Below are 17,185 nucleotides of genomic sequence, written 5' to 3'. Positions count from 1 at the left end.
AGGCGTCCGCCTCCGGGCCCGCGGCCGACGGCGGGTCAGGCCGGGTCGTGCCAGGCGTCCCCGTCGGGCAGCAGCGCGTCGGCCTCCTCCGGGCCCCAGCTGCCGCGGGCGTACGGGCGCACCGGCACCACGTCGCCGAGGATCGGGTCGACCACCCGCCAGGCGGCCTCGACGCTGTCCTGCCGGGCGAACAGCCAGCGGTCGCCGTCCAGCGCCGCGCCGATCAGCCGGTCGTAGGGGCGCATGTCGGAGCCGGGGACCTCGCTGAAGGACAGCTCCTCCGGCTGGGGCCGCCAGCCGCTGCCGGGCGCCTTGCCGATCAGGCTGAAGCCGACCTGGGTCTCCGGCCAGATCCGGAACCGCAGCGCGTTGGGGGTCGCGCTGCGCCCCAGGCCGAAGATGTCGTGCGGGGCGTCCTTGAAGCGGATGCAGACCTCGGTCGCCGTCACCGGGAGGCACTTGCCGGCCCGGATCAGGATCGGCACCCCGGCCCACCGCCAGGACTCGGCGGCCAGCCGCACCGCGACGTACGACTCCGTGGTGGAGCCGGCCGCGACGCCCTCGACGTCCAGGTAGCCCTCGTACTGGCCGCGCACCACCTGCTCGGCGGCCAGCGGCCGCAGCGATCCGATCACGTTGGCCTTGGCGCTGCGCCAGGAGTCCAGGCCGGTGCCGGTCGGCGGCTCGGCCAGGACGGAGGCGAGGACCTGCAGCATGTGGTTCTGGAGGACGTCGCGGACGGCGCCGGTGCGGTCGTAGAAGCGGCCCCGGTCGGCGACGTCGAAGGCCTCGGCCATGGTGATCTGGATGCTCTCCACGTACGTCCGGTTGAGCAGCGGTTCGATCACCGAGTTGGCGAAGCGGGCGAACAGCACGTTCTCCAGCGGGTCGAGGCCCAGCCAGTGGTCGACCCGGTAGACGGCGTCCTCGGGGAAGTACTCGTGCATGGTGGCGTTGAGTTCCCGCGCGCTGCGCAGGTCGTTGCCGAACGGCTTCTCCACCATGATGCGGGCGCCCTCGGCCCGGCCGGCGCCGGCGATGCCCTTGGCGATCCGGCCGAACAGCGGCGGCGGCACCTCCAGGTAGAACAGGCCGCGGGGGCCGCCCATCTGCTCGGCCATGGCGGTGTAGGTGGCGTCGTCGTCGAGGTCGCCGTCCACGTAGCGCAGCAGGCCGAGCATCTTGCGGGCCGCGGGGGCGTCCGGGTCCATCGTGTTGAGGGTGAGTGAGTCGGCGGCGTATCTGCGGAACTCCTCAAGTCCCCAGCCGCTCTTGGCCACGCCCACCACGGGCACGTCCAGCACGCCCCGTTCCACCAGCCCGACCAGGGCGGGGAAGGTCTCCAGCTTGGCCAGGTCCCCGGTGGCGCCGAAGATGACCAGTGCGTCCATCTGCGAAGGCGTCGGCATCGCTGACTCCGTTTCAGGTGAGGCGGTCGGCGATCAGGTCGCCGACCCGCAGGGCGTTGGCGATGGCCGTCAGGGACGGGTTCACCGCGCCGATGCTCGGGAAGAAGCTGGTGTCCACGACGTACAGGTTGTCGAGGTCGTGCGCCTTGCAGGTGACGTCCAGCGCGGAGGAGCGGGGGTCGTCGCCGAAGCGGACGGTGCCGGCCTGGTGCGCGGTCGCCCCGATCGGCATGCCCTTGTGCAGGTACAGGCTGTGCGGCAGCAGGTGGTGCTCGTGCATGCCGAGCTTGCCGAGCATGCCCTGCAGCTGGTGGCGGAGCTTCTTCAGCCCGGCGGTGTTGTTGTGCTCGTCCAGGCTGAGGTGGACGCGGTCGTCGCGGTCCAGGGTGACCCGGCTGTCGGCCAGCGGCAGGTCCTCGCCGCAGAGCCAGAAGTCGACGGCGTGGTGCGCCAGCACCTCGAACGGCAGGTCGGGGGAGACCGTGCCCGCCCAGCGGGGCGCCTCGCCGTGGATCTGGTCGGCGTCGGACTTGCCGAGCATCTGGATCCCGCCCATCGGGTACTCCCAGTCGGGGCCGGCCAGGTACCAGTCGTGCAGGGCCAGGGTCTTCTGGAAGGAGGTGGGGTTGGGCTCCTTGGAGACGGCCATCAGCGCCAGGTTGTTGTGCCGCATGTAGTGGCGGCCGACCACGTCGGAGCTGTTCGCCAGCCCGTTCGGGTGGGCGTCGTTGGCCGAACGGAGCAGCAGGACGGCGGAGTTCACCGCGCCGCAGGACACCACCACGATGTCGCCGCGGAAGGTCTCCTCGGCGCCGTCCGCGAGCCGGGCCACCACCCCGGTGACGGTGCGGCCGGCCCCGTCGGTCTCCAGCCGGCGTACCTCGGCGCCGGTGACCAGCTGCACGTTGGGGTGCTGCAGCGCCGGGTCGACGCAGATCACCTGGGCGTCGGACTTGGCGCCCAGCAGGCACGGGAAGCCGTCCACCCGGTCGCACCGGATGCAGGCGCTGCCGTGCGCGGCCCGCCCGGCGCCGTCCTGGGTCAGGTCGACGCCGATCGGCAGGTGGAAGGGGTGCAGGCCGTGCTTCTCCAGGTCGTCGCTGAGCTGCTGGATGCGCGGCTCGTGCCGCACCGGCGGGAAGGCGTACTGCAGGCCGGCGAACCCCTCGGTGGGGTCCTCGCCGTGCTGCCCGTGCACCCGGTAGAGGTGCTCGGCCTGCGTGTAGTACGGCTCCAGGTCCTCGTAGCGCAGCGGCCAGGCGGGGGAGACGCCGTCGTGGTGGCGCAGCTCGCCGAAGTCCTCCGGCCGCAGCCGGAACAGCGCCGCCCCGTAGAACTTGGTGTTGCCGCCGACGTAGTAGTTGACCTCGGGCGGGAAGGAGTTGCCGTCCTTGTCGTACCAGTACTCCGGGGCGCGGTACTTGCCCCTGACGAAGACCGCGGTGGAGTCCCAGTTGTCCCGCTCGCGGGGCAGGTAGTCCCCGCGTTCCAGGATCAGGACGCGCTTTCCGGTGGGGGCCAGGCGGTGGGCGAGGGTGCCGCCGCCTGCTCCGGTACCGATCACGATGACGTCGTAGTGCTGACTGTCGGCCACGCGGGACTCCGATCTGCCGGCGTGCCGGTTCGTTCCCGGACACCCGGCTCCTCGACGAAGCTATAGCCGGCGGGCCGGAGCGGCGACGCGGGAAGCGGGCCCCGTGCGGCCGGTGCGGCCGAACGGGTGGGCGCGGCGGTGTCGCCGCTCCGGGGGCGGGTCCGTGCGTGCTTCACTTCCGGCGTGACCGGTATGTCCGGTTCCGTCCCGGCCGTGCCCGACAGGGGGAAGCTTGAGTCAACTCGACCTGGCCCGACTGCAGTTCGCCATGACGTCGATCTACCACTTCCTGTTCGTGCCGGTCACCATCGGCCTGGGCTTCCTGACCGCGCTGCTGCAGACCGCCTGGCACCGCACCCGCCTGCCCGAGCACCTCCGGCTCACGCGGTTCTTCGGCACCCTGCTCGTCATCAACATCGCGGTCGGCGTGGTCACCGGGCTGGTCCAGGAGTTCCAGTTCGGCATGGACTGGTCCGCCTACTCGCGCACCGTCGGCGACGTGTTCGGCGCCCCGCTGGCGATGGAGGGGCTGGCCGCGTTCTTCCTGGAGTCCACCTTCCTGGGGCTGTGGCTGTTCGGCTGGGACCGGCTGCCCGAACGCGTCCACCTGGCCACCATCTGGGCCGTCGCGGTCGGCGGGGCGCTGTCGGCGGCGTTCATCATGGCCGCCAACTCCTGGATGCAGCACCCGGTCGGATACACCGTCGACGCGGAGACCGGCCGGCCCCGGCTCACCGACGTCTGGAAGCTGTTCACCAACCCGGTCTTCCTGCGCGGCTACCTGCACGTGCTGCTGGCCTCGGTGGTGACCGGCGCGGTGGTGATGCTCGCCGTCTCCGCCTGGCAGCTGCGCAAGGGCCGCTCGCCGATCGCCTTCCACGCCTCCGCCCGGCTGTCCCTGGTGGTGCTGGTGCCCGCGCTGCTGCTGGCGATGCTGGTCGGCAGCGAACTCGGGGTCACCGAGGGCAAGTACCAGCCGATGAAGATCGCCGGGGCGGAGGCGCAGTGGACCACCTGCCAGCCCTGCTCCTTCTCGCTGTTCCAGATCGGCGGCGGCAACAACGACCAGACCCCCACCAAGATCATCGCCGTTCCGCACCTGCTGTCCCTGCTCGCCACCAACCACTGGAACGGCCAGGTCCTCGGCCTGAACGAGGTGCAGAGCCAGTACCAGGCGCAGTACGGCCCCGGCGACTACGTCCCCGACGTCTTCGTCCAGTACTGGTCGATGCGGGTCATGGCCTACCTGGCCGTCGTCGTGCTGCTGGTCGCCCTCTGGGGCCTGTGGCTGCTGTGGCGCAAGAGACTCACCGCCGCCCGGGCCTTCCAGCGGGTCGCCGTCTGGGTGGTCGTGCTCCCCTTCCTGATGAACACCGCCGGCTGGCTGCTCACCGAGAACGGCCGCCAGCCGTGGATCGTCCAGGGCATCCAGCTCACCAGGAACGGCGTCTCGCCCTCGATCACCACCACCACGGTGGCGATCAGCATCGTCGTGTTCTTCCTGCTGTACGCCGCCCTGGCCGTGATCGAGGTCTTCCTGATGCTCCGCTACGCCCGCCGCGAGCTCGAACCGGCCCCCGCCGAGGGCACCCGGACGCCCTCGCTCACCTACTGAACCCCGAGGACCGCCATGGGACTTGCCACCTTCTGGTTCATCCTCACGGCCGTGCTGTGGGCGGGCTTCTTCGTCCTGGAGGGCTTCGACCTCGGCGTCGGCCTGCTGCACAACCTGGTCGGCCGGGACGAGGCCGGCCGGCGCACCGCCATCAACACCATCGGACCGCTCTGGGACGGCAACGAGGTCTGGCTGATCGTCGCCGCGGCCGCCATGTTCGCCGCCTTCCCCGGCTGGTACGCCACCATGTTCTCCGCCTACTACCTGGTGATGGTGCTCATCCTGGTCGGGCTGATCCTGCGCGGCGTGTCCTTCGAGTTCCGCGGCAAGGTGGACAGCCCCCGCTGGCGCCTGGTCTGGGACACCACCCTGGCCCTCGGCAGCCTGCTGGTCCCGTTCTTCGTCGGCGTCGCCCTCGGCGGCCTGCTGCACGGCGTCCCGATCGGCCAGGACGAGGAGTTCACCGGCGGGTTCGGCGACCTGTTCTCCGGCTACGCCGTGTTCACCGGGCTCACCCTGCTGCTGCTCTGCCTGCTGCACGGCGCCTGCTTCCTGGCGCTGCGCACCACCGGCGAAGTCCGGGCCAGGGCCCGCCGGCTCGGCCGGATCGTCGCCCCGATCACCGCCCTGGCCGTGCTCGCCTTCCTGCCCTGGACCCACTCGGTGGCCGGCAAGGGCGCACTGCCGGGCATCGTCCAACTGCTCGCCCTGCTCGCCGTGCTGGCCGCGTACTGGCTGGTGACGACCCGTCACGAGGGCTGGGCGTTCACCGCGACCTGCTTCACCATCGCCACCTGCATGCTGTCGCTGTTCGCCGACCTGTACCCGCACGTGATGGTCTCCAGCACGAACCCGGCGTACTCGCTCACCGTCGACGGCACCGCCTCCGGCAGCTACGCGCTGAAGGTGATGACGGTGGTCGCCGTCGTGCTGCTCCCCGTCGTCCTCGCCTACCAGGGCTGGACGTACCACGTCTTCCGCCGCCGGGTCTCGCCCGAGCAGTTCGCCCCCGCCGCGCAGCCGGCCGCCGAGTAACCGGCGGCCGGTCCGTCACAGCACGGCGATCGGACTGACCGGCGACCCGGTCGCCCCCGGCACCCGCAGCGGCGCCACCACGCACAGGAACGACCAGCGGCGCTGCTCCGCGCACAGCGGCAGCAACTCCTCGAACTGCAGGTAGTCCAGCAGGTGCACGCCCAGCGCGTGCACCGCCAGCACGTGCACCGGGAAGGCGACATCCGCCACCGGGCTCGGCGCGCAGTCGTTGTTGCCGTCGCCGCCGAGCACCGAGACCCGCCGCTCGGCCAGCAGCTCCACCGCCTCCGGGTGCAGGCCGGCCCGGGCCGCGGAGGCGTCCCACGGCCCCAGCTCGGCCCGCCGCCGCCGGTGCCCGACCCGGACGAACAGCAGGTCGCCCGGGCCGAACCGGACCTGCTGCGCCCGCTCCGCCGCGAGCAGGTCCGCGGCGCTCACCGACTCGCCCGGGTCGAGCCACGGCACGCCGCGCAGCCCGGGGATGTCGAGCAGCACCCCGCGGCCGACGATGCCCGCCGCGGCCAGGTCGACCGCCAGCGCCCCCGCCCCCTCGGCCGACAGCGACTGCGCGGGGACGCCGCCGAACAGGGTGCCGTCGTAGACCACGTGGCACAGCGCGTCCAGGTGGCTGTCCGCGTCGCCGTGCACGTTCATGTCGATCCGGTCGCGGGCGAACTCCAGGCCCTCGCCGCGCAGGTGCCCGGCCACCGCCCCGGTCATCCGGTGCCCGGCCGGCTCCGGATTGTCCGGGGCCGCCTCGGTGGCGACCGGCGCGGCCAGGCTGACGTGCCGTCCGGTGCGCACCTCGCGGGCCGCGGCGGCCACCCGCTCCGGCGTCAGGTACTCCAGCGCCCCGCGCGGCCGGACGCCCGGCACCGGCGCGTGGGCAGCCACCCGCCGGTACAGGGCGTCGAAGTCCGCCGGTCCCATGGCCGGGGCCATCGCGCCGCCTCAGTGCCGGTAGGCCCGGTCGAGGGCCTCGTCCAGCGTGGTCGCCGCCATGATCAGCGACAGGTGGGTGAACGCCTGCGGGAAGTTGCCCAGTTGCTCGCCGGACGGGCCGATCTCCTCGGCGAACAGGCCGACGTGGTTGGCGTACGTCAGCATCTTCTCGAAGGCGTACCTGGCCTGCCGCAGCCGGCCCGCGCGGGCCAGCGCGTCGACGTACAGGAACGAGCACAGGCTGAAGGTGCCCTCGGAGCCGCGCAGGCCGTCGGGGGAGGCCGCCGGGTCGTAGCGGTAGACCAGGCTGTCCGAGACCAGCTTGCGGTCCATCGCGTCCAGCGTGGACAGCCACACCGGGTCCCTCGGGGCGAGCAGGCCGACCCGGGGGATCACCAGCAGCGAGGCGTCCAGGGTGTCACTGCCGTAGTGCTGGACCAGCGCCTGCTCCTTCTCGCTCCAGCCGCGCTCCATGATCTGCTTCAGCACCGCGTCGCGGGTGTCGCGCCAGCGCGGGATGTCGGCGGGCCGGGCGAAGTCCTCCGCGAGGCGCAGGCCCCGGTCGAAGGCCACCCAGGTCATCACCCGGCTGAAGGTGAAGTCCTGCCGCCCGCCGCGGGTCTCCCAGATGCCCTCGTCGGGGCGGTCCCAGTTGTCGGCCAGCCAGTCCAGGGTCTGCGCGGCCGCCTGCCAGCCGTGGTACCCGGGCTGGACCCCGAACCTGCGGGCCTCCGCCAGCGCGTAGAGCGCCTCGCCGTAGATGTCCAGCTGCAGCTGGTCCATCGCGGCGTTGCCGGCCCGCACCGGGTACGAGCCCCGGTAGCCCTCGAAGTGCTCCAGGATCTCCTCCGACAGCTTCGGGTCGCCGTCCACCCGGTACATGATCTGAAGGCGCTCGCCCGGCATGTCGAGCCGCTCGCGCAGCCGGTTGCCCAGCCAGCCGGTGAAGGCCAGCGCCTCGTCGGTGAACCCCAGGTCGAGCAGCGCCCGCACCGACAGCGAGGCGTCCCGGATCCAGGTGAACCGGTAGTCCCAGTTGCGCTCGCCGCCGACCTGCTCCGGCAGGCCCATGGTGGCCGCGGCGACCAGGCCGCCGGAGGGCGCGTAGGTGAGAAGCTTCAGGGTGATCGCCGACCGGTGGACCATGTCCGTCCAGCGGCCCCGGTAGTTGGACTGACGCACCCACAGCTGCCAGAAGTTGACGCTCTTCCACATCTGCTCGGTCAGCGAGTCCACCGTCGGCTGCTGCGGCGCCTCGCCGCCCGCGGCGCAGGTGGTCAGCACCAGGCCGGCCTGCTCGCCCGCGTTCAGGGTCACCGCGCCGACCACGTCCTTGCCCTGCTGCTGCAGCGGGAACGTCGACCTCAGGTGCACGGTCAGGTCCGGCCCCCGGAACTCGGCGTCGCCCCCGTCGACCCGCGCCTCGTGGTCGGCCCGGCCGTAGTCGAACCGCGGGCTGCACTCGAACTCGAAGCGGACCGTGCCGCGCACCGTGCGCGCCAGCCGGACGACGGTGTGCCGGTCGGTGGCCAGGCCGGTGTCGTGCGGGAGCATCCAGTCGATCACCTCGCCGACGCCGTCCGGCGACATGAAGCGGGTGACCAGCACGGCCGTGTCCGGGTAGTACAGCTGACGGCAGGTGACGTCGCCACTCAGGTCGGGGCCGAGCCGGCAGTAGCCGCCGCGGTCGTGGTCGAGCAGGGCGGCGAACACGCTCGGCGAGTCGAACCTGGGCGAGGCGAACCAGTCGAGGACTCCCTGGGAGGAGATCAGGGCTGCGGTCTGCAGGTCTCCCACGAGGCCGTGTTCGGCGATGGGCGGATACCGATCCATGAGAACTCCGCGGTGTGAGGCCCCCCACGGCGAAGCTATCCCACACGGCGGAATCCGGCCTGTCGCCGGGCCCGGCGCAGGGCCGGTACGGAGGCGAACGCCGCCGGGGGGACCGGGAGTTCGGGGACTTCTCAGGATGCCGGGTGCCAGTCGGCGAGCAGCACGGTGACGTCGTCCTTCAGCCGGTTGTCCTGGTGCGCGGTGATCCGCTGCACCAGGCGGCGCAGCGCCTCCGGTGCGGGCAGGCCGTCGGCCATCGCGCGGACCACCGTGTCCACGAGGTGCTGCTCGCCGAACGCCAGGCCGGCGCGGTCGCGGCCCTCGGTGACCCCGTCGGAGTGGATCAGGATGCGATCGCCGGGCTCCAGCCGGGCGGTGTGGATCGGCGGCACCGTCCGGGGCAGTCCGACGGGCAGGCCCAGCGGCGGGTGCGGGCTGCGTTCCAGGGCGTGGTCCACGATCCGGCCGCGGCGGATCAGCAGCGGGGTGGGGTGGCCGCAGTTGATCCAGGACAGCCGGCCGGTGTCGGTGTCCAGATCGGCGATCACACAGGTCAGCAGGCGCTCCGGGATCCACCGGGTCAGTGCGGAGTCGATGGCCCGGGCGATGTCGGCGAGCGAGCCGCCCTCCCGGCGGGTGGAGCGGCAGGCGGCGAGCGCCACGGCGCTGCACCCGCCGGAGGCCAGGTCGTGGCCCATCGCGTCGACCAGCGTCAGGTGCAGGGCGTGCTCGGACAGGCTGTGGTCGAAGGCGTCGCCGCCGATGTCGTACGCCGGCTCCAGCACCGCGCTGGACGTGACCTGGTGGGTCCCGATGGTGCGGGGCGGCACGAACGCCCAGACCAGCTCGGCCTGCAAGGTCACCGGCCGACGCCGCCCGGCATTGACCAGCGGGTCGCTGAACGTGGTCTTGGTGGCGATCAGCAGGGCTGTCGCGGAGGCCAGCGCCCGGGCCCGGGCGAGCAGCGCCTCGTCCAGGCGGGGCGCGGCGACCCGCAGCACGCCCAGGCGTCCGATGCCGTCCACCAGCGGGATCCAGCCCACCGCCAGCGCCCCGCCGTCCGCGGTCTCGTCGGAGCCGGTGTGAACGGTCTCGGTGCGGTACGCGCGGCCGGCCAGCGAGGAGTCGACGTCCATCGTCTCCGGGACCGCCGGTCCGCCCGGCGGCGGCACGGGCAGCGCGGTGAGCTGCCGTTCCTGCACGTCGGCCAGGTAGATCCGGGCCGCGCTCAGGCCCATCCGGGCCGCGGTGTCCTCGATCAGCCGCGGAACGTCACCGGGTCCGGCCCGGTGGGCGTCCTCCAGCAGCTGGACCAGCGCGCTGTCAGCGGGGCTCCCGCTGTCGTGACGCATCGCTCAGCACCTCCTGCCGAACCCCACCGGGGCGGCTGCCCGCCCCGGGGCGGGGCCACACCCCTGCCGCCACGGCCCCGGCGTCAGCCCCGGAGACCGAAGGCGTTGCCGTCGGTGTCCGCCAGGACGCACACCCGCACGCCCGGGGCCACCTCGCGCGGGGCACTGCGCTCGGTGGCGCCCGCGGCGAGCAGACCGGACCGCACCGCGTCCAGGTCGTCGACGTCGGTGAACGCCACCGGACCCTCGGAGCTGTCGCCGTTCGGGTTCAGGCCGATCTCGAACCCGCCGACGTTGTAGCCCACGTAGTAGGGCTGGTCCGTGTGCGGCTCACCGAACAGGGCGGAGTAGATCGCCTTGGCCGCACCGAGGTCGGACACCGGGACCACCACACTGCGAATCGCGGCACTCATCTGCGTGCGTTCCTTCCGTGAAGTCGACGTCGGCGCCCACCGGGGGCGCACCATGTCGGCACAGTCGCACCGTTCGACGGCGAATGCACCTCGACCCGCCGACCTGCGCCGATCCACGCCGCGGGCCCCGGCCACCGGCCGGTTCGGCCAAGTGGCCGAGTCGCGGACGGGCCCCGCGCTCCTTACGGTGATCAAGACATCTGCCTTCTCGTCAGCGGGCCCCACCGGCCCGTCTGGAGGTCAGCAGCATGGAAGACCGCGCACCCGAGTGGAACGCCCCGGCCACCGACATCGGACCGGCCGGACCGGACACCGCACGGCCGCAGCAGCCCGAATCGACCGGCGGGGCGCACGAACACCGCTGGTGGATCCTGGCCGTGATCGGGATCGCCCAGCTGATGGTCGTGCTCGACGCGACGATCGTGAACATCGCCCTCCCGTCCGCCCAGCAGGACCTCGGCTTCACCGACGCGAACCGCCAGTGGATCGTCACCGCCTACGCGCTCGCCTTCGGCAGCCTGCTGCTGCTCGGCGGGCGGATCGCCGACCTGGTCGGCCGCAAAGCGGTGTTCCTGATCGGCCTGGTCGGCTTCGCCGGGGCGTCGGCGCTCGGCGGCGCCGCGAACAGCTTCACCATGCTGGTCGCGGCACGCGCCCTCCAGGGCGCGTTCGGCGCGCTGCTCGCGCCGGCCGCGCTGTCGCTGCTCACCACGACCTTCCGGGACGGGCGCGAACGCGCGAAGGCGTTCGGCATCTACGGTGCGATCGCCGGTGCGGGCGGCGCAGTCGGCCTGCTGCTCGGCGGCGTGCTCACCGAGTACCTGAACTGGCGCTGGTGCCTGTACGTCAACCTGGTCTTCGCCGCGCTGGCCATCGTCGGCGGCGCCCGGCTGCTGCACGGCGGCCGCCCGGCCGAGCGGCCCAAACTGGACATCCCCGGCACCCTGCTGGCCTGCGCCGGACTGTTCTGCATCGTCTACGGCTTCAGCAACGCCGAGTCGCACGCCTGGGGCGACGTGCAGACCTGGGGCTTCCTGGTGGCCGGCGGCGTGCTGATCGCGCTGTTCGTCTGGTGGCAGACCCGCGCCCGGCACCCGCTGCTGCCGCTGCGGGTGGTCCTCGACCGCGACCGCGGCGCCTCGTACGCCGGCATCTTCATCTCCGGCGCAGGCATCTTCGGCGTCTTCCTCTTCCTCACCTACTACCTGCAGCAGATCCTGCACTACAGCCCGGTGACGACCGGCCTGGCGTTCCTGCCGATGGTCGTCGCGATGGTGATCTCCTCCGTCGTCACCACCAACACGCTGCTGCCCCGCTTCGGCGGCAAGCCGATCGTGCCGACCGGGATGGCGCTGGCCGGGCTCTCGATGGTCTGGCTGACCTTCCTCGACCTGGACAGCAGCTACGCGGCGCACGTGCTGCCGCCGCTGGTGGTGGCCGGCGTCGGCTTCGGCTTCATCTTCGCGCCCGGCATGAACCTGGCCACCGCCGGCATCGCGCCGCGGGACGCCGGCGTCGGCTCCGCGATGGTCAACACCAGCCAGCAGGTCGGCGGTTCGATCGGCACCTCGCTGCTCAACACGCTCGCCACCACCGCCGCCGCCAACTACCTGGCCGGCAAGCAGGCCACCCCGCAGGCCCAGGCCCAGGCGGCGATCGAGAGCTACTCCACCGCGTACTGGTGGTCGGCGGCGATCTTCGCGGTCGGCCTGGTGGTGACCCTGGTGCTGTACCGCCCGGGCCCGCCGACCGTGCACAGCAGCGACGGCCCCGTCGCGCTCTGACCCGGTGCCAGCAGCTGCGGCCGGCGGCGACCCCGGGGCGGGAGTTCGGGGCGTTCGGGGAGTTCGGGGAGTTCGGGGCGAAGGGGGCGGGTTCTTGGCGGAAGCTTTGAATGGTGGTTCACTTCTTCCATGGCCTACCGCAAGACCCCGGCCGAACTCCGCCGCCTCAGCACCGCCAAGGAACGCCTGGTCGGCTGCGCCACCGCGGTCGTCGCGGAAGTGGGCTGGTCACAGGCGTCGGTGACGGCCGTCGCCGACGCCGCCGGCATCGCGGCCGGCTCGGTGTACCAGCACTTCCCGTCCAAGGCGGCCCTCGCCGTGGAGGTGTTCCGGCGCGCCGCCGGGCGGGAGGTGGAGGTGCTCGGCGAGGTGCTGCACAGCCCCGGCGACCCCGTCGAGCGGCTCGGCCGCGGCGTCGAGGTGTTCGCCCGCCGCGCCCTGGAGAACCGCGGCCTGGCCTACGCGCTGCTCGCCGCCCCCGCCGAGCCGGCCGTCGGCGCCGAACGCCTGGCCTACCGCCGCCGCTACCGCGCACTGTTCGCCGACGTGGTGCGCGAGGGCGTCGCCGACGGCGTACTGCCGGCCCAGAACGGCGAGATCACGGCCGCCGCGCTGACCGGCGCGATCGGCGAGGTGCTGGTCGACCCGCTGGGCGCGCCCGACGGCCGCGCCGTCGAGGACCTCCTCGCCGAACTCGTCGCGATGGCCCTGCGCTGCGCCGGCGCCGCCCCCGCCGGCTGACCCGACCCGACACCCGTCAGCTCCCTGCCACCCTCCGGAGGATCCCGTGTCCGCAGCCGCCGCACCCGTCAGCCGGCCCACCGGCGTGACCCACCAAGTCACCAACCAGGCACCGCCGTTGGCCGGCCACGACGTCGCCGCCGACCCGGTCCTGCTGGAAGGCCTGGAACGGGAGGGCGCCGGCTGGCACCGCGAGGAACTGCACCGCCTCGGGCGGGTGGCCGGCAGCGCGGAGGCCCAGCAGTGGGCCGACCAGGCCAACCGCCACGAGCCCGAACTGCACACCCACGACCGGTACGGCAACCGGATCGACGAGGTCGAGTTCCACCCCGCCTACCACCGGTTGATGGACCTGTCGGTGAGCGCCGGCCTGGCCGGCGCCGCGTGGGCCGACCCCCGCCCCGGCGCGCACGTGGCCCGCGCCGCCGGCTTCATGGTCGCCACCACCCTGGAACCCGGCCACCTCTGCCCGGTGTCCATGACCTACGCCGTCGTCCCCGCCCTGCGCCACGCCCCCGAACTCGCCAAGACCTACGAGCCGCTGCTCACCAGCCGGGTGTACGACCCCGGACTGCGCGCCCCGGCGGGCAAGAACGGCCTGCTCGCCGGAATGGGCATGACCGAGAAGCAGGGCGGCAGCGACGTCCGCGCCAACACCACCACCGCGACCGAGCAGCCCGACGGCAGCTGGCGGCTGCGCGGCCACAAGTGGTTCACCAGCGCGCCGATGAACGACCTCTTCCTGGTCCTCGCCCAAGCCCCGGGCGGCCTGTCCTGCTTCCTCGTCCCGCGCGTCCTGCCCGACGGCAGCCGCAACACCTTCCGGATCCAGCGCCTCAAGGACAAGCTCGGCAACCGCGCCAACGCCAGCAGCGAGCCGGAGTTCGACGACACGGTGGCCTGGCTGGTCGGCGCCGAGGGCAAGGGCGTGCGCACCATCATCGACATGGTGACGATGACCCGCCTGGACTGCGTCCTCGGCTCCGCCGCCGGCACCCGCGCCGCGCTCGCCCAGGCCGCCCACCACGCCCGCCACCGCTCCGTGTTCGGCGCGCTGCTGATCGACCAGCCGCTGATGCGCAACGTACTCGCCGACCTGGCGCTGGAGTCCGAGGCCGCCACCACCCTGGCCCTGCGACTGGCCGGCGCCGCCGACCGGGCGCAGCGCGGCGACGCGGGGGAGCGGGCCTTCCTGCGACTGGCCACCGCCGCCGGCAAGTACTGGGTGTGCAAGCGTCAACCCGTCGCCGTCGCCGAGGCGTTGGAGTGCCTGGGCGGCAACGGCTACGACGAGGCCTCGGGCATGCCCCGGCTCTACCGCGAGGCGCCGCTGAACGGCATCTGGGAGGGCTCCGGCAACGTCAACGCCCTCGACCTGCAACGCGCGCTGGCCCGCGAGCCCGAGGCGCTGGAAGCCTTCCGGGCCGAAGTGGAACTCGCGGCGGGCGCCGACCACCGGCTGGACGCCGCCTGGGCCGGACTCCGCGAGGAGCTGCGCCCCACCGAGGACGCGCAGCTGCGCGCCCGGCGGGTGATCGAGCGGGCCGCACTGGTGCTCCAGGCCTCGCTGCTGGTCCGGCACGCGCCGCCGGCGGTGGCCGACGCGTTCTGCGCCTCCCGGCTGGCCGGCGAGCACGGCTCGGCCTTCGGCACCCTGGCGCCGGGCACCGACTTCGGAGGTCTGCTGGCGCGGCTGCCCGAGGCGTAGCCGGGCGGACGGCCGCGGGGGCTGGCGGACAGCGCGCCGGGGTGGGGGCTGCTGGGGGGCTGGGCGTCTCGGGGTGTGGGAGCGCTCCCATGGGAGGGGCGAACCGTTGTACGATCACGCGGCGAACCCGGCCGGCAGGCGGCCGCGTACGGAAGTCGAGCACCAGAGAAGCCCAGGGAGCACCCCTTGTCCGACCTCGCATTCACTGTCATCGACCTCGGCGGCACCACGCTGCGGACCGCCCGTTACGGCGTGGACACCGACACCGTCACCGACATCCGGCGGGTCTCCACGGACGGTATCGCCGGCCACCCCGGCCTGCCGGTGGCCGAGTTGCAGGCCCGGGTGCTCGATCAGGTCGGCGCGCTCGCCGTCGAAGCCGTCGAGCGGCACGGCAGCAGCGCCGTCGCCATCGCCTTCGCCGGCCCCGTCACCGCCGACGGGCGGGCGCTGGCCGCGCCGACCGTCTGGGGCGGCCCCGGCGAGCAGCTGCCGGTGCGGCACCTGCTGGAGGAGCGCGTCGGTGTGCCCGTGGTCGTGGTCAACGACCTGACGGCCGCGGTCTGGCGGTACGTCGACTCCGCGGACGACCAGCCGTTCTGCCTGATCACGGTGAGCTCCGGCATCGGCAACAAGGTCTACCGGGCGGGCGAGGTGCTGCTCGACGACGAGGGCCACGGCGGCGAACTCGGCCACTGGACCGTCGATCCGTCGCCCGACGCCGCGCCCTGCGACTGCGGCGGCCGCGGCCACCTCGGCGCGATCGCCTCCGGCCGCGGCGCGCTCGCCGCGGCCCGTCGCGCCGCCCTCGCCGACCCGGCCGGCTACGCCCGCTCGGCACTCGCCGTGCAGGCGCCCGAGCCCGAACTGCTCGACAACTACGCCCTGGTGGACGCCGTCCGGGCCGGAGACGAGTTCGCGACCGCGGCGGTGCTCGGCGGGATCACCGCGCTCGCCGCCGCGATCACCGCCGTGTTCACCGCGATCGGCATCCGCCGCTACGTGCTGATCGGCGGGTTCGCGCTGGCCATCGGGGCGCGCTACGCCGAGCTCCTCACGGGGGAGTTGGAGCGGCTCGGCTGCTTCGGGCTCGACGCGGAGGAGATCCGGCGGATGGTGGTGCTGGGCGCCTCGGACGACGACTCCGGCCTGATCGGCGCCGGGCGGCTGCTCGCCGCGCGCGGCGCCGTCGAGCGGGCGACGTTGGTGCGCTGAGCGCACCCACGGGCGGGCGGTGGAGGGCTGCTGAGGTGCGCCGTCGGGGTCAGGCCGGCTCGGCGGCCGATTCGAGGGTGGTGCGGAGGGCGGCCAGCGTCGACGCGAGGCGGGTCAGGTCGGCCTGCGGGATCCCCGCGGTGAGGGCGCGGAGTTCGCGGTCGACGACGGGGCGGGAGGCGGTCAGCAGCTTCTCGCCCTCGGGGGTGAGCCGCAGGACGGACGAGCGGCGGTCGCTGGGGTGCGCGGCGCGCCGGCACCAGCCGGCCTCCACCAGGCGGTCGACCGCCTTGCTGACGGCTCCGACGGTGATCGCCACCTCGCCGACGATGTCGAGCACGCGGCAGTCCGGCACCCGGTCGATGATCTCCAGGAACTCGAACTGGCCCAGCCCCAGGCCCTGTTCGGCGCGCAGTCGGGCGCTCACCACGTTGTAGAGCCGGGTCTCGACGCGGACCAGATCGATGAACACGGATGTGATGCGGGTCACAGGATCCTCCGATGCATTCCTGGGAATCATCTTCCCTGGAATCTGGTTGGGTAGGGACAGATGGATTCCCGGGAATCCAGTTTCGCATCCCGCCCCGAGGAGGCTCTCATGTCCCGACAGCAGCGCGAGGCCCTGGACGCCATGCTCCGTTCCGGCCCGCGGAGCGACGTGCCGCCCACCGTCGAGGAACAGCGCGCCGGCTTCGCCGCCGCCCTCACCCGCGAGGCTCGCGAGGGCGTGGCCACCCGCCGGACCGTCCTCGGCGGCCGCCCCGCCCTGGAGTTCGAGCCGCCCGGCGCCTCCGCCCGCGGCCGCCTGCTCTACCTGCACGGTGGCGGGTACGTGGTGGGATCGCCCGAGACCCACGCCGGGCTGGTCGGTGAACTCGCCGGTCGCGCGGGGCTCCGGGCCGTCTCGCTGGACTACCGGCTGGCGCCCGAACACGCCTTCCCCGCCGCGGTCGAGGACGGCCTCGCCGCCTACCGCGAGCTGCTGGCGACCGGCACCGACCCGCGGGAACTCGTCCTGGCCGGCGACTCCGCCGGCGGCGGCCTGAGCATCGCCACCCTGCTCGCCGCCCGCGACGCCGGGCTGCCGCAGCCCGCCGCCGTGGTGCTCTTCTCGCCATGGACCGACCAGACCGTGTCCGGCGACAGCATGCGGTCCAAGGACGGCGCCGATCCGATCTTCACCGAGGCCGACATCCGCGCCTACGCCGAGTTCTACGTCGCCGCGGGCGACCCGAAGGACCCGCTGGCCAGCCCGCTGTTCGCCGACCTCACCGGACTGCCCCCGCTGCTGGTGCAGGTCGGGGCCAACGAGGTGCTGCTCGACGACGCGGTCCGGCTGGCGGGGCGGGCCGGTGCGCACGACGTCGACGTGACGCTGGAGATCGGGGCCGGACTGTCGCACGTCTACCAGCACTTCTACGGCAGCCTCGACGAAGCGGACGCCGCCCTCGACCGGGCCGCCCGCTTCCTCACCGGCCACCTGGCGTCCGTGCCCGACTGACGATCGGTCGACCCCGCTGCCCGGCGGCTCGGTGGTCACCGTG

Annotated in this window: 14 protein-coding genes; 7 read left to right on the top strand and 7 right to left on the bottom strand. The window is 73.2% G+C overall.

The genetic code is table 11. From position 1 onward, the window contains the following. Window positions 1-35: 35 nt before the first annotated feature. Complete coding sequence (gene zwf / locus BX266_RS02975) at window positions 36-1,409, bottom strand: glucose-6-phosphate dehydrogenase (protein ID WP_099897370.1); 1,374 nt, start codon at window positions 1,407-1,409, stop codon at window positions 36-38. Between the two features lie 13 nt (window positions 1,410-1,422). Next, window positions 1,423-3,003, bottom strand: coding sequence for a GMC oxidoreductase (locus BX266_RS02970; RefSeq protein ID WP_099897369.1), 1,581 nt, complete (start codon window positions 3,001-3,003; stop codon window positions 1,423-1,425). 232 nt (window positions 3,004-3,235) lie between these two features. Here BX266_RS02970 and BX266_RS02965 point away from each other — a divergent pair, with 232 nt between their 5' ends. Both BX266_RS02965 and cydB read left to right on the top strand, forming a co-directional pair. Continuing rightward, on the top strand, window positions 3,236-4,618 hold the full coding sequence (locus tag BX266_RS02965; RefSeq protein ID WP_180290356.1) for a cytochrome ubiquinol oxidase subunit I: 1,383 nt from the start codon (window positions 3,236-3,238) through the stop codon (window positions 4,616-4,618). Window positions 4,619-4,633: 15 nt separating this feature from the next. Beyond that, entirely contained in the window at window positions 4,634-5,653 is a 1,020-nt protein-coding gene (cydB, locus tag BX266_RS02960) for a cytochrome d ubiquinol oxidase subunit II (protein ID WP_099897368.1), read from the top strand. 15 nt (window positions 5,654-5,668) lie between these two features. Here cydB and BX266_RS02955 read toward each other — a convergent pair whose 3' ends face one another. The 4 genes from BX266_RS02955 to BX266_RS02940 all read right to left on the bottom strand — a co-directional run bounded on the left by BX266_RS02955 (window position 5,669) and on the right by BX266_RS02940 (window position 10,193). Beyond that, on the bottom strand, window positions 5,669-6,595 hold the full coding sequence (locus BX266_RS02955) for a cyclase family protein (RefSeq protein WP_259464507.1): 927 nt from the start codon (window positions 6,593-6,595) through the stop codon (window positions 5,669-5,671). Between the two features lie 9 nt (window positions 6,596-6,604). Continuing rightward, window positions 6,605-8,428: a glycoside hydrolase family 15 protein gene (locus BX266_RS02950; protein WP_099897367.1), complete on the bottom strand. Its 1,824-nt coding sequence runs from the start codon at window positions 8,426-8,428 to the stop codon at window positions 6,605-6,607. Window positions 8,429-8,559: 131 nt separating this feature from the next. Then, window positions 8,560-9,780: a PP2C family protein-serine/threonine phosphatase gene (locus tag BX266_RS02945; RefSeq protein ID WP_099897366.1), complete on the bottom strand. Its 1,221-nt coding sequence runs from the start codon at window positions 9,778-9,780 to the stop codon at window positions 8,560-8,562. A gap of 83 nt (window positions 9,781-9,863) precedes the next feature. Continuing rightward, window positions 9,864-10,193, bottom strand: a complete 330-nt coding sequence (locus BX266_RS02940; RefSeq protein ID WP_099897365.1) for a VOC family protein — start codon at window positions 10,191-10,193, stop codon at window positions 9,864-9,866. Window positions 10,194-10,441: 248 nt separating this feature from the next. On the opposite strand from BX266_RS02940, the gene BX266_RS02935 reads away from it, so the two are divergent. From BX266_RS02935 to BX266_RS02920, 4 genes are all read left to right on the top strand, one after another. After that, on the top strand, window positions 10,442-11,977 hold the full coding sequence (locus BX266_RS02935) for an MFS transporter (protein WP_099897364.1): 1,536 nt from the start codon (window positions 10,442-10,444) through the stop codon (window positions 11,975-11,977). Window positions 11,978-12,106: 129 nt separating this feature from the next. Next, window positions 12,107-12,718 carry a TetR/AcrR family transcriptional regulator gene (locus tag BX266_RS02930; protein WP_099897363.1) on the top strand — a complete coding sequence of 204 codons (612 nt, stop codon included), beginning with the start codon at window positions 12,107-12,109 and terminating at the stop codon, window positions 12,716-12,718. Between the two features lie 46 nt (window positions 12,719-12,764). Further along, on the top strand, window positions 12,765-14,426 hold the full coding sequence (locus BX266_RS02925; RefSeq protein WP_099897362.1) for an acyl-CoA dehydrogenase family protein: 1,662 nt from the start codon (window positions 12,765-12,767) through the stop codon (window positions 14,424-14,426). A 186-nt stretch (window positions 14,427-14,612) separates the two neighbouring features. Beyond that, window positions 14,613-15,641, top strand: a complete 1,029-nt coding sequence (locus BX266_RS02920) for an ROK family protein (protein ID WP_099897361.1) — start codon at window positions 14,613-14,615, stop codon at window positions 15,639-15,641. Between the two features lie 49 nt (window positions 15,642-15,690). Here the strand turns inward: BX266_RS02920 and BX266_RS02915 are convergent, their stop codons facing one another. Further along, window positions 15,691-16,131, bottom strand: a complete 441-nt coding sequence (locus BX266_RS02915; RefSeq protein WP_099897360.1) for a MarR family winged helix-turn-helix transcriptional regulator — start codon at window positions 16,129-16,131, stop codon at window positions 15,691-15,693. Between the two features lie 108 nt (window positions 16,132-16,239). On the opposite strand from BX266_RS02915, the gene BX266_RS02910 reads away from it, so the two are divergent. Further along, window positions 16,240-17,142: an alpha/beta hydrolase gene (locus BX266_RS02910; protein WP_099897359.1), complete on the top strand. Its 903-nt coding sequence runs from the start codon at window positions 16,240-16,242 to the stop codon at window positions 17,140-17,142. Window positions 17,143-17,185 lie beyond the last annotated feature (43 nt).

The sequence above is a fragment of the Streptomyces sp. TLI_171 genome (genome assembly GCF_003610255.1).
Taxonomy (GTDB): Bacteria; Actinomycetota; Actinomycetes; order Streptomycetales; family Streptomycetaceae; genus Kitasatospora.
This window is presented reverse-complemented; position numbering and strand designations above follow the sequence as displayed.

What these genes read in the sequence shown, in the direction of transcription:
- zwf (WP_099897370.1), bottom strand. Translation starts at nt 1,409, where the DNA reads ATGCCGACGCCTTCGCAGATGGACGCACTGGTCATCTTCGGCGCCACC.
- cydB (WP_099897368.1), top strand. Translation starts at nt 4,634, where the DNA reads ATGGGACTTGCCACCTTCTGGTTCATCCTCACGGCCGTGCTGTGGGCG.
- BX266_RS02955 (WP_259464507.1), bottom strand. Translation starts at nt 6,595, where the DNA reads ATGGCCCCGGCCATGGGACCGGCGGACTTCGACGCCCTGTACCGGCGG.
- BX266_RS02950 (WP_099897367.1), bottom strand. Translation starts at nt 8,428, where the DNA reads ATGGATCGGTATCCGCCCATCGCCGAACACGGCCTCGTGGGAGACCTG.
- BX266_RS02945 (WP_099897366.1), bottom strand. Translation starts at nt 9,780, where the DNA reads ATGCGTCACGACAGCGGGAGCCCCGCTGACAGCGCGCTGGTCCAGCTG.
- BX266_RS02940 (WP_099897365.1), bottom strand. Translation starts at nt 10,193, where the DNA reads ATGAGTGCCGCGATTCGCAGTGTGGTGGTCCCGGTGTCCGACCTCGGT.
- BX266_RS02935 (WP_099897364.1), top strand. Translation starts at nt 10,442, where the DNA reads ATGGAAGACCGCGCACCCGAGTGGAACGCCCCGGCCACCGACATCGGA.
- BX266_RS02930 (WP_099897363.1), top strand. Translation starts at nt 12,107, where the DNA reads ATGGCCTACCGCAAGACCCCGGCCGAACTCCGCCGCCTCAGCACCGCC.
- BX266_RS02910 (WP_099897359.1), top strand. Translation starts at nt 16,240, where the DNA reads ATGTCCCGACAGCAGCGCGAGGCCCTGGACGCCATGCTCCGTTCCGGC.